The organism is Bacillus sp. K2I17, from assembly GCF_002209985.1.
Lineage (GTDB): Bacteria > Bacillota > Bacilli > Bacillales > Bacillaceae_G > Bacillus_A > Bacillus_A wiedmannii.
Map to the genome: position 1 here is coordinate 48,023 of NZ_NJGF01000027.1, position 12,019 is coordinate 60,041.

At 32.4% G+C, this 12,019-nt stretch carries 14 protein-coding genes; 9 read left to right on the top strand and 5 right to left on the bottom strand.

The genetic code is table 11. The annotated features are described in order from the left end of the window. The first annotated feature begins 46 nt into the window (after window positions 1-46). From CER22_RS23550 to CER22_RS23565, 4 genes are all read left to right on the top strand, one after another. The gene (locus CER22_RS23550) at window positions 47-931 is read left to right on the top strand and encodes a GNAT family N-acetyltransferase (RefSeq protein ID WP_088063343.1); all 885 of its coding nucleotides are present in this window, start codon (window positions 47-49) and stop codon (window positions 929-931) included. 33 nt (window positions 932-964) lie between these two features. Then, window positions 965-1,561 (top strand): DUF1349 domain-containing protein, encoded by a 597-nt coding sequence (locus tag CER22_RS23555; protein ID WP_088609721.1) that lies wholly within the window; start codon window positions 965-967, stop codon window positions 1,559-1,561. A 222-nt stretch (window positions 1,562-1,783) separates the two neighbouring features. After that, window positions 1,784-3,538 (top strand): ABC transporter ATP-binding protein, encoded by a 1,755-nt coding sequence (locus CER22_RS23560; protein ID WP_088609722.1) that lies wholly within the window; start codon window positions 1,784-1,786, stop codon window positions 3,536-3,538. Beyond that, on the top strand, window positions 3,531-5,327 hold the full coding sequence (locus CER22_RS23565; RefSeq protein WP_088063345.1) for an ABC transporter ATP-binding protein: 1,797 nt from the start codon (window positions 3,531-3,533) through the stop codon (window positions 5,325-5,327). Before CER22_RS23560 ends, CER22_RS23565 begins: the two co-directional genes overlap by 8 nt. A gap of 324 nt (window positions 5,328-5,651) precedes the next feature. Here CER22_RS23565 and CER22_RS23570 read toward each other — a convergent pair whose 3' ends face one another. Both CER22_RS23570 and CER22_RS23575 read right to left on the bottom strand, forming a co-directional pair. Then, complete coding sequence (locus CER22_RS23570) at window positions 5,652-6,437, bottom strand: sulfotransferase family 2 domain-containing protein (RefSeq protein WP_088609723.1); 786 nt, start codon at window positions 6,435-6,437, stop codon at window positions 5,652-5,654. 456 nt (window positions 6,438-6,893) lie between these two features. Beyond that, window positions 6,894-7,109 (bottom strand): spore germination protein, encoded by a 216-nt coding sequence (locus tag CER22_RS23575; protein WP_088063347.1) that lies wholly within the window; start codon window positions 7,107-7,109, stop codon window positions 6,894-6,896. A gap of 174 nt (window positions 7,110-7,283) precedes the next feature. On the opposite strand from CER22_RS23575, the gene CER22_RS33725 reads away from it, so the two are divergent. After that, on the top strand, window positions 7,284-7,412 hold the full coding sequence (locus CER22_RS33725; RefSeq protein ID WP_256943727.1) for a hypothetical protein: 129 nt from the start codon (window positions 7,284-7,286) through the stop codon (window positions 7,410-7,412). 41 nt (window positions 7,413-7,453) lie between these two features. Further along, window positions 7,454-7,579, top strand: a complete 126-nt coding sequence (locus tag CER22_RS33730; RefSeq protein WP_255294011.1) for a hypothetical protein — start codon at window positions 7,454-7,456, stop codon at window positions 7,577-7,579. A gap of 303 nt (window positions 7,580-7,882) precedes the next feature. Here CER22_RS33730 and CER22_RS23580 read toward each other — a convergent pair whose 3' ends face one another. Further along, entirely contained in the window at window positions 7,883-8,143 is a 261-nt protein-coding gene (locus tag CER22_RS23580; protein ID WP_061672984.1) for a hypothetical protein, read from the bottom strand. Window positions 8,144-8,426: 283 nt separating this feature from the next. On the opposite strand from CER22_RS23580, the gene CER22_RS23585 reads away from it, so the two are divergent. Further along, window positions 8,427-9,164, top strand: coding sequence for an N-acetylmuramoyl-L-alanine amidase (locus CER22_RS23585; protein WP_088063348.1), 738 nt, complete (start codon window positions 8,427-8,429; stop codon window positions 9,162-9,164). A gap of 228 nt (window positions 9,165-9,392) precedes the next feature. Here CER22_RS23585 and CER22_RS23590 read toward each other — a convergent pair whose 3' ends face one another. Beyond that, complete coding sequence (locus CER22_RS23590; protein ID WP_088063349.1) at window positions 9,393-9,977, bottom strand: LysE family transporter; 585 nt, start codon at window positions 9,975-9,977, stop codon at window positions 9,393-9,395. A gap of 58 nt (window positions 9,978-10,035) precedes the next feature. Here CER22_RS23590 and CER22_RS23595 point away from each other — a divergent pair, with 58 nt between their 5' ends. Beyond that, window positions 10,036-10,650, top strand: coding sequence for a helix-turn-helix domain-containing protein (locus CER22_RS23595; protein ID WP_097908792.1), 615 nt, complete (start codon window positions 10,036-10,038; stop codon window positions 10,648-10,650). A 407-nt stretch (window positions 10,651-11,057) separates the two neighbouring features. On the opposite strand, the gene CER22_RS23600 is transcribed toward CER22_RS23595, so the two are convergent. After that, on the bottom strand, window positions 11,058-11,609 hold the full coding sequence (locus CER22_RS23600) for a BclA C-terminal domain-containing protein (protein ID WP_088063351.1): 552 nt from the start codon (window positions 11,607-11,609) through the stop codon (window positions 11,058-11,060). 210 nt (window positions 11,610-11,819) lie between these two features. Here CER22_RS23600 and CER22_RS34125 point away from each other — a divergent pair. Further along, the coding region (locus CER22_RS34125; RefSeq protein WP_142288745.1) for an exosporium leader peptide-containing protein at window positions 11,820-12,019 on the top strand (200 nt) is incomplete at its 3' end.

Genomic DNA, 12,019 nt, shown 5'->3' on the forward strand with positions numbered 1-12,019 from the left:
ATATAACTAAATCTAATTTGATGGAATTAACGTATGGAGGGACAACATGGGGAATGTTGAAATTTTTGAAAAATTTCTTTTAGAAGAACCAAAAAGAGAGCAGTTATTTCCTTTATTTGAAGAAGTGTTTGGAATTACAATTCAAACATTGAATGATTTTTCAGAGAGAGGTTATTGGGATGATACATACAAAGCTTTATCATTTTTACATGACGATAAAGCGATTGCAAATGTTGCGGTATTTTCGCTACCATTGCTAGTAAATGGTGAAAGAATAAATGCAGCCGGCATTCAAACGGTAATGACTCACCCTGATTTTCGTAGACAAGGACTCATGACACAATTAATAAGTAAAATGATAGAAGAAATTGATAAGAAATGTGAATGTACCTTATTATTTACGGAAAAACCTGAACTATATGCATCATTTGGGTTTAAAGTTGTGCAGGAGTATTTGATGACTATTCTATATGATAAAAAGAATAATAATGACTCCTTACTTAGAAAATTAGATTATTATATGGAAGAGGATAGAAAGTTAATACATGAAACTATTGATAGTAGCCAAAGACTTTCAAATAATTTTTCAACATTAAACTTCCGTCCTTCGTTTTATTTGAATATGTATGATTCGGGATGGAATGAGAAATTGTATTATTCAGAGAAACTAGATGCTCTAATTGTGTATGAAGTAGATAATGAAAAGTTGAAATTATATGGAGTATTTGCACCAGTAATTCCAGTTTTAGATGAAATATGCGGAGAAATCGCTGAAAGATTTACAGAAATCGAATTTTACTTCTCACCAGATCAATTAGGGATTGAGGATGTACAATTTACAGAATTACAGTCTAATAAGTATTTAATGGTTCGAAGTAATAAAGAGTTAGATTTTAAAGGTTATAAATTCCCTGTATTAGCGGAGTTTTAAATGTTTGTATAAAGGCTTTATTATGGAGGAACTATGAATATATCGTATATACCTAAACATGTTGAGCAGCTCACTATAATGAATGTCCCTGAATATTATAAAATTAATGACAACCGGTCGTTTATCGTCCGTTCGAAAGCAGAAACAGATTTCTGGCTTAAAACACATTATGGTTTTGAAGTAATGAATGGTCATGTATTTTATAATGAAATGATGACAGACTTTCAAGCTGAAGTTCAATTGTGTATGGATCCAAATTCAAAATACGATCAAGCAGGTCTTTTTGTTATGATTTCGGAAAAGTGTTGGTTGAAAACTTCATTAGAGTATATTCCAGATGGCCTTTCTCATTTAGGAGCTGTCGTAACGAATAATGGATATTCTGATTGGTCAACACAAGACTTTCCAACAGAATTAGCTACCCAACAACTTCATTTTCGAATTGTTCGTAAACGTGGCGATTATATAATATATGTAAAAAATAGCTGTCAATGGGAACAAATAAGAATTGCTCATTTGATGGAGGATATAGGGAATGCGCCTGTTAAAATAGGTTTTTACACGTGTAGTCCTTCTAAAAACAATGGATTTGAGACTGAGTTTTTAGATTTTACAATTGAAGAGATATAGATGAAAAACCGTATTCTTTCTACTTAAGAATACGGTTTTTCTATTTGCGTAATATAAAGCACATTTATTGACCGGAAAGTCATTAATGCTTATCATTTAATAATGTTAAATATTAATTTGCATAATATAATAGAAGTACTGGAAAAATCAAAAATTATATGGCTTAAGTAAGGAGGGTATGAATTATTAAATGGTAATTTCATAGGAAAAAGGAGATTAAGTATGAAATCATTTCGCAAATTATTACATTATTTAAAACCATACATGTTCTTCGCGATTATTGGACCACTATTTATGGTACTTGAGGTTGCGATGGACTTAATTCAACCGACTATTATGCAACATATTATTGATGTAGGGATAGCAAATCGTGATTTGAATTATGTAATAAAAATGGGGCTTCTTATGATAGGAGCTGCAGCACTCGGTTTAGTTGGAGGACTTGGGTGTATGATGTATTCTACAAAAGCAGCTGTTAATTTCGCTACAGACATACGAAAAGATGTATTTGCGAAAGTAGAAACATTTTCTAGTGAAAATCGTGATTCATTTGGAACTGGGAAATTATTAACGATTGTGACAAATGATATTACTTCTATTCAATCGGCGATGACGATGACATTACGTGTACTTGTTCGTGGTCCTTTGTTATTTATCGGAAGTATAATAATTGTTTTTGTAACAGCACGCGAGTTATTTCCTATATTACTTGTGGTTGTTCCAATTTTATTACTTGCGATTATATTCATTGCAAGTAAAGCGAGCGGAACGTTCAAAAAAGTGCAAGAAGCATTAGATAAAGTGAATACAAAGCTACAAGAAAATTTATCTGGAGTACGTGTTATTAAAGCGTATGTAAGACAAAAATATGAAATTATTCAGTTTGGAAATGTTAATACAAATTTAACGAAGATAAATATTCGAGCGGTGCAGCTTATTTCCATAATGATGCCAATCATTATGTTAGTTGTAAGCGGCGGGATTGTCGCAACATTATGGATTGGTGGAGAAAAAGTATTTGATGGAACGCTTCAAGTAGGAGCTATTTTAGCGTTTATAAACTATTTGAATATTATTTTAATGTCACTTATGTCTATAAGTATGGTATTTATGCAAATCGCGCGAGCATTTCCATCTGCGGATCGTGTACAGCAAGTTTTAAATACTGAGGTTGATATTACGACGGAAACAAATGCGGTTGCACCTAAGCAAATCGAGGGACAAATTGACTTTAAAAATGTTAGTTATAGTTACACGAAAAATAATGAATATGTTTTAAAAGATATTTCATTTAACATATGTAAAGGTGAAAAAGTAGGAATTATCGGTTCTACAGGAAGTGGTAAATCTACTTTAGCAAAACTGTTACCGCGTTTATACGATGTTGATCAAGGGGAAGTATGCATTGATGGAATAAATGTTAGAGCATACGATTTACAAAAACTTCGTGCTTCAATCGGGTTTGTACCTCAAAAGGCATTATTGTTTTCAGGTAGCATAGAAGAGAACTTACGTTATGGTAAAGAAGATGCAACGAATGACGAACTGGAAGTAGCGGCTTCATCAGCTTGTGCGACTGAGTTTATTAACAAGTTGGAAGATTCATATCAATATCATTTAACACAAGGGGCGACGAATTTATCAGGTGGACAAAAACAACGTGTATCAATTGCAAGGGCACTTGTGAGAAAGCCATCCATTCTTATATTAGATGATTCTACATCAGCAGTTGATGCGAAATCAGAATCTAACATTCAATCGGCATTAAGAACAGAATATAAAGGAACAACAACATTATTAATCGCCTCTAAAATTTCATCTATAATAGATGCTGATAAAATTCTCGTTTTAGATAACGGTGAATTAGTAGGTGATGGTACACATGAAGAATTGTTAGAACAATGTGAGGTATATCAAGAAATTTATCTTTCCCAAGGTGGCAATTTACATAAAGAAGGTGGGAAAGAACATGCGTAATTTTCAAGGGCAATTTGCTAATAAAGGTGGGCGTAACGCGCCTAAAATGGGTGAAGCTAGAAACACTAAAGGAACTGTATTGCGAGTATGGAACTATATGGGGTATCAAAAGGCTGCTCTTACGTTCGTTATATTTTTAGTATTTGTTACGACGTTACTTGGGTTATTAGGTCCTTATTTAATGGGAGTAATTATAGATCAATATATTGTACCGAAAGATTTAAACGGTACGGCGAGAATGTGTTTGTTACTTATCGCGATTTACGGTGTAACAGTATTGTTAACTTGGCTACAAACATTTGTCATGGTTAACGTTGCATTAAAAACAATACAAAAAATACGACAAGATATTTTCGAGAAAATCCAAACGCTTTCTTTACGGTTCTTTGATGTACGTTCTCAAGGGGATTTAATGAGTCGTGTGACAAATGATATAGATAATTTGAATCAAGCGTTAACACAAAGTGTTGTACAAATTATTTCATCAGCATTAACCTTTATAGGTGTAACGATTGCGATGTTCGCATTAGATTGGATTTTAGCAATTGTTACATTAATTACAGTACCTATTATGTTTTTCGTTACAAAAAAATTAGTTGCTTATAGTGGTAAAAACTTTGCAAAGCGTCAACGAGATTTAGGAGAATTAAATGGTTTTATTGAGGAAGCTATAACAGGAGCGGATGTTACAACGTTATATGGGAAAGAAAAAGAAACCGTACAAACTTTCAATAAAATTAATGAACAATTAAGAGTTTCAGCTACGAAGGCGGATACATTTTCAGCTTTTATTTTTCCAAGTATGAACTTTATAAATAACTTAGGTATGGGGCTTGTAATTGGGACTGGATCAGTAATGGTTTTAAATGGAATGACAACAGTAGGTGTCATTGCAGCTTTTATTAATTATTCTCGTCAATTCTCAAGACCACTTAGTCAATTCGCAACTTTAATGAATACGATTCAATCGGCAGTTGCTGGTGGAGAACGTGTCTTTGAAATTATGGATGAAGTACCAGAAATCCAAAATAAAAAAGATGCGTTCATGGTACAAAATTTACAAGGACATGTTGCACTTGAGAATGTTACATTCGGTTATGAGGAAAATAAAACGATTTTAAAAGAAGTGAGTCTTAAGGCACAGCCAGGGGAGACAATTGCTTTAGTTGGTCCAACTGGATCGGGCAAAACAACAATCATTAATTTGCTAACTCGCTTTTACGATATACAGCAAGGGCAAATTCATATCGATGGAAAAGATATAAAAGATTATGATATTAATTCGTTGCGAAGTAAAATAGGAGTAGTTTTACAAGATACGTACTTATTTGCTGGGACGATTATGGATAATATTCGTTATGGTCGATTAGATGCTAGTGATGATGAAGTAATCAATGCAGCTAAGGCAGCATCTGCACATTCTTTTATTAAACATTTACCGAATCAATATGAAACAAAAATTGCTTCAGAAGGATCGAATTTAAGTCAAGGACAAAAACAACTTCTTGCGATTGCGCGGGCGATTTTAGCAGATGCAGATATATTAATTCTCGACGAAGCAACATCAAATATTGATACGAGAACAGAATTGCAAATTCAAGAAGGACTAAATAATTTAATGAAAGGTCGAACAAGTTTTGTAATCGCTCATCGACTGAAAACGATTGAGAAAGCAGATCAAATCCTTGTTATAAAAGATGGAAGTATTTTGGAAAGAGGGAATCATGAATCTCTTATGGAAGATAGAGGGTTTTACTTTGATCTGTATACGAGTCAGTTTAAAATTTAATAAAAACTTTAATAAGGTGCGGTTTCTCCAGGAAGGAGCAACCGCATTTTTATATTTGTAAACATTACTATTTAAATATTCGTTCACTAAATGTTTTAACTGCGTCTTTCTTGCATACAAAGTAAAACATACGAATGGTGGCAACCTTAATGAGTATTTCACGTTCTATTTAAATGTTTTAATGATTTATTAGATAATACAATTTGAATTTTATTAAAAAAAGACACTGTTTCCAGTGCCCCAACTTACTACGAGAGTTTTATGAGGAAACTTAAATAGGTGAATCTAAGTTTCTCTATAATATATGAAACTACAATTAGAAAATCACATATTTTTTAAAGGAGTTAATGGGTAATTGTACGTGCTAAAATCTTTATTAAAAATATCCTGTACTAATTGGATAGTTTCATGGTCATAAAAGCTATCGTATGTTGGGAGGCGTGGGAATAAAGGATCGGTAATATCAGCATCTGCAAAATTACCTCTAAAAATCGCCCTGTCTTTCTGATGATGCCATGATTTGGTTAGTATGTGTAAAGGAGAAGTTTTTAATTGATATGTTTGTTCTAAGCGCTCAATTTCAGTAGAGAAATTTTCAAGGTAGATATACTTTGTAACAAACTCTTCCTCACCTGGTTCATATTGCTGCATTAAATGTGGATCTACTTGTTCTAAATCTATCATTTGCTCTTTTAAGTAGTAGAGAAAGATTTTAAATGAAATAGGTTTATTACAAAATTCATTACCATAATAAAAATTCCGAATAGGATTCCATGCTGGGTTTTCTATGTAAGGGGGGGCAATTAGTGAAAAAAATGAACTTACAGCTCTTGTATAGGGGTTTCTCACTAATTTATAGGTATCTTTTCCGTTTGTATATAAAGCTGCAGCTAGTTCAATAAAGTAGTCCGAGGAGTTTTTGTATATTTCATTTTCATAATTATGGATGAAAGAATCGTATTTTATGGCTTCTTTAAATAAATTTATTTGATAAAAAAACCAATGTGCAAGAGAGGTACAGCCACTTTTTTGACTCCAAAATAAAATCAAAGGGAAGTTAGAATTAAAGAGGGGAACGCGTCCGTATTTAATAATATTTGAAAAAGACATTATTAGCCTCCATTCAGTTATGTCAAGTACTTTTAGTTTATGAATAAAAAACTTGGCATATGAACAAGAAAAGAGAAGTAGAATAGATAATTTAAAATAATACAAATTTAAAAATAAAAGAGTTATTTGAAAAGAAAAAAAGAGCTTACAAATGGATAAACTCTTAGAAAAAATAGGTTTTATGAGCACTGAATTACCATATACCTTATGTTTTATTCTGCATGATCGTGAAAATAACATTGAATAAAAGGAGCATATATTTAAATGTGCTCCTTTAAAAGGTGGCAGCTCACAAGGCCTAATTTATAAGCTGAATACGTGTGCAGCCCGTATTTAAAAAGGACAGCTAGCAAAAGCTAACTGATAAGCCTTCGGGTATGAAGGGGAAACAGAAACTATATATACATTATTAACGGGATATTGGCTTTTATTCGGAAGTAGAAGAAATAAATAAGTTTAGGCGGTTCCAACTTGGCTTTGGTCGGCAACATCAGAATCAAATGTGTTGGTTGCACTAACACCGTTAAATGTATTAAGCACAAAAGCAACATTAGATGCACCCGAACCATTATAAGCTTTTGTATTTTCTTTTGGAGAAACATTATAAAAATCACCTAAGTTGAAAGAACCGTTACTATTTTGTACAACCATATTTCCGACAATAGATGGCATAACTTTCACCTTCTTTCCTAGGAAGTATTTAAATTAGTATATGGTGTATGTGTCTAGTGGTTCATATAAAACGGAGAATTTTGAAATGAAGTTTAATTGAAAAACCAATAAAATAATCCTTTGAATAGAAAGCGAGGTAATGTAAAGCTTTTAAATGATGATGGGATATTGGGTATGGAGTTTAAGGAAAGAACGATACGTATTTATAGCACAGAAGGTAATGTGATGGAATTACTTTCAACAAAAGAACGGCTTCAAGAGGATATCGATTTTCTTAAAGAATGTAAAAAGGAAATGAAGTAAAAGTTCAATAGAGTAAATCGAACGGAGGGGGACCGTATCGTATGAATCAATTGTCATTTTTTGAGGACATCGATGAAAAGGAAATGCGAAGACTTGTGGTGAAGGAGCTGAAAAACTACAAAGCATTGTGCGTCTGGATGAAAAATCAAGAAGATCAGGAAAATTAGCGAAGAGAATGTGTTTATAAGTTAGTACATTTATATATTGAAAAACTAGTTAAGCAAGGAGAAATAAAGGAAGTAAAAAGAAGCGGAAGAAAAAGATGATTCTGTAAAAAGCAACCAGTTGGGTGCTTTTTCTTTTACACAAAACAAACGAACTCAATGAAAAAAACAGCGATGTATGAGATTTTTATACTAGTCAGTTTAAAATTTAATATAGTGTGGTTTCTCTAGAAAGGAGAAACCGCACTATTATATTTGTAAAGATAATTAGAAATGTAGAGTTGAAACTTATATATATACGAATTGTTAGCAAAAACTAGCAACTTCAGTGACAGGTGGAAGAAATAATTTACGTGGTATTGTAATAATCTCAAGAGCCATCTGAGCTGAATAGAGAAGTATTGGAGTTAATTCTAAAGCGTGAGTTAATAATAATATAAAGCTTGTTAGGATTGCAAAGCTCCCCCAAAAGAAACTTTTTGAAATGTTACGGAAATCTTTTATTAAGGAAAAGAAAGAAACAAATGCTGTAACAAAGAGAATCAAAAATTTATATTTATCAGCCATTAAACCCCTCCTAAAGAACAGTAGCTTATATTATAACGTATTTTTATGTATTATAATAAAAAGATTTCAAAATAAACAGTTTAAATGCGTAAAAACCACAACTAAAAAATATTAGTTGTGGTTTTTATTTATGAGTCCTTTGCTTTAGAAAATAGATAATCTAGAATTAAAAATTAAAAAATAGATTAGTGCCCTTATTATTGTTTGCTGGAGCTTTACTGGATATTTGACCGGACAATAAGACGAGCTTTGAATATATTAATAAAAAAGGGGATGTTGAACAATGGCTAGATATAGTTTACATGGAGGTCACAATAGTATTGTACAGGGTGCAAATTATGGGAATCGGAAAGAACATATTATGGATCGACAAGTTAAGGATGCAGTTGTTGCTAAATTAAGAGCAGTAGGGCATACAGTTTATGATGATACTGATGAAGTAGGGACAACACAAGCGCAAAATTTAAATAACATTGTATCTAAAACAAACTCACATGATGTAGACTTAGTAGTTTCATTTCATTTAAACTCATATGATACGAATGCTAATGGTGTTGAAGTACTGTATTATGACCAACAAGCTTTATCAGCAAAGATAGCAGCGCAACTTTCAAAAGATATTGGCTGGTCAACTCGTGGCGCGAAGGAGCGAAAAGACCTTTATGTATTAGCGAATACGAAAGCACCTGCAATCTTAATTGAACTTGGATTTATCGATAATGAAGCAGATATGTCAAAATGGAATCCAGATAAGATTGCAAATTCAATTGTTTATGCGTTAACGGGGCAATCTGGCGGGACAACTCCGCCATCGAAAAAAAATATCATTCAATCAGGAGCTTTTTCACCGCATGAAACCCCCGATGTAATGGGAGCATTAACGTCACTAAAAATGACAGCTAACTTCATCTTACAATCGGATGGTCTAACATATTTTATCTCTGAACCAACTTCAGATGCGCAACTTAAAGGAATGACGGATTACCTTGATCGTAAAGGCTGGTGGTATGAAGTTAAGTAAAGATTTTAGTTTAGTGGAACAGAATATTTAAAAATCAATAGTCAAAAAAGAGGATTACTTATAATGAGTAATCCTCTTTTTATTTTATCTCGTATGAATAAGAGTAGATATAGAAGATTACCGCCTTAAAACTAAATAAGTAATGCATGTAAGCGGGAGGTTCATTTGGTATATCAGCTATATTTGTAAATCATACTTTTAAACAGAAATAAAATTTAGAGTTTGAATTTAATTGATTACAATTGAAAAAGCACTAAAAACTAATAAAACGGCCATAATGATGTTAAAAGATTTAGTATGTTTTAATAAAAGTTTTTGGAACATGGAACCAAATAAGCTCCAACTAAATGTACTCATTAACCCGACTACACCTAGAAATAATGAGAAGAGTAGAAAACTTGAATATGAATTATAGTAAGGGAGAATAAAAGTTGACACTACAGTCAGGCCGAATAGTATCCCTTTAGGGTTAACAAACTGAAGAAAAATCCCCACTGTAAATAAGTTTTTATTATGTTTTTCATCGGAATCTGTACTAGTTTTACTAGTGAGTATTTTAAAAGCTAAATATAGCATATATGCTACACCTAAAATTTTTAAAGGGAATTCGATTATGGGTAGGATATTAATTAGTACAATATTAAAGAAGCTACATAAGGAGGTGAGGATGAAAAAACCGAAAGCTACTCCAAAACAAAATTGCATACTCCTTTTTAAACCATGCTGATTAGCGTATGTCATAGCTAAAAAATTGTTAGGACCGGGTGTGAAGCTACTTATAAAAACAAATAACAAAAAAGAAAATATAGGCATTTCAAAACCCCCTAATTATTTGTGTATGTTATAATGACCGAAAAGAACAATATAACGTGTGCTCTTTATTATACATAACGGTCGTTATATTGTATATAGTGTAGGGGTGTTTCTTATGGAAGAAATTCAACTTATTTTGGCGAAAAATTTAAAAACAATACGAGAGAAAGAAAAAATGAGTTTGGAAAAGGTCTCGCAATTAACAGGTGTGAGTAAAACGATGATTGGACAAATTGAACGAGGGGAGTCAAGTCCAACATTAACAACGATATGGAAAATTGCTAATGGTTTGAAAGTGTCTTTTACTTCTTTAATCAATAATCCGCAACCAGATACGAAAGTTGTTTTACGAAATGATGTTCAAGTATTATCAGAAGACAATGGGAGATATAAAGTGTATCCTTCTTTTCCTTTTCAAGATGATAGGAACTTTGAAATCTATACGGTTGAAATTGAAACAGAAGGAAAATTAAGTTCGGAAGGCCATAAAGAAGGGACCGAAGAATTTATAACGGTGTTTGAAGGGGAATTGATAATTGAAATAAATGATTGTCAATATACATTAAATAGCGGAGATGCAATTTGCTTTAAGGCGGATAGACCGCACTCTTATCATAATTCCGGAAGTACGCTAACTCGGTTAAGTATGACCATTTATTATCCAGCTGCATAAACTTACAATTGCATCAAGAATATAAAGAAATGTGTGTTGATAAACCATCTATAAGAGATGGTTTTATTTTTTTAAATTCATAAAAAAAGACACTCGTTTGAGTGTCGACATAGTATTGCTCTCGCGTATAGGATTGGAGTATGTTTCTCAAATACGTTTTGAGATGGTTCGCATTTTGGGAAACTGTCTTCTTATTCAATGTAACATTGGCAGGGAGAAGTGTAAATTGATAATGTATATACGGAAAATTTAGTATAGATGGTTATTACTATGAGTATAGTACAAATTGTTTTTATTGCTTAATCACTGTCGTGAAATTATTGAAATATTATTAGCTTTAGGAATGACGTAATAGTTACTACTTTAGCAGCTAAGAATGTTTATTATAAAAAAGAATGAATCATTTATTAATCGATTCGTATAATTGTTAAAGAGGCACCTGTTGAACCACCTCCAACTAAATTAACTATGGATAATACGCCGAATATTTGAAGGGAAATTGTATTACCAGCAATTAAATTGGTTATTAAATTATTATTATAGTTTGAAGTTGATATTGCGGGTGAAAAAATAGATCCGGGAAGTGGAGTCGAAGAGTTTAATAGTAGCCTTGTACCAGCAAGTAGAGAAGTTGTTGTATTAATTTGATAGGTTAAATAATATCTTCCAGTAACAGGAATTGTATATATATCATTTGTAGCGTTCACTGTAAAATTACCGAGACTTTGGTTATTAGAAAGTGGAATATTAGTTCCACCTAATATGACTGAGATGGGACCACCTAATGTATTATTAGCGAACATAGAGTTTATTGTAATAATGGGTCCAGTAATGCCTGTAGGACCGGTATTACCTGTGGGCCCAGTAGGACCTGTCAGTCTGTATGGAAGAATAATTTCAAGAGCCAGTGATAATAGTTCTTTTTTCATTTTTTCATTCTTATCTTGAATATAAATCACCTCATTTTTAAATTAGAATGTAACCGATTTAGTATTTTGAAATGGAACTATCATTTTATTATATTAATACTACTAGTTATAGCAACGGTAAAAAGTTTACTATATGTAAAAATCATTTGAGAATGAAAAAAGTAGTTATGAAATTCTTCTAAAATGATAGATGTATTATTTTGTTAAGTAGTAAACAAAGATGTGGAACGAGGTATTAAAGTGAAGCGAGAAAATAAATTATCAATAAATAAAGCTATGATAGAACCTGAAAACATTGGACCTACGTTTCCAGTTCTTCCCCCAATTTATATTCCAACGGGCCCAACGGGAATGACCGGTCCGACGGGTCCAACTGGTTTAACGGGATCACCGGGAGTAACAGGCCCGACCGGTTTAACGGGATCACCGGGAGTAACAGG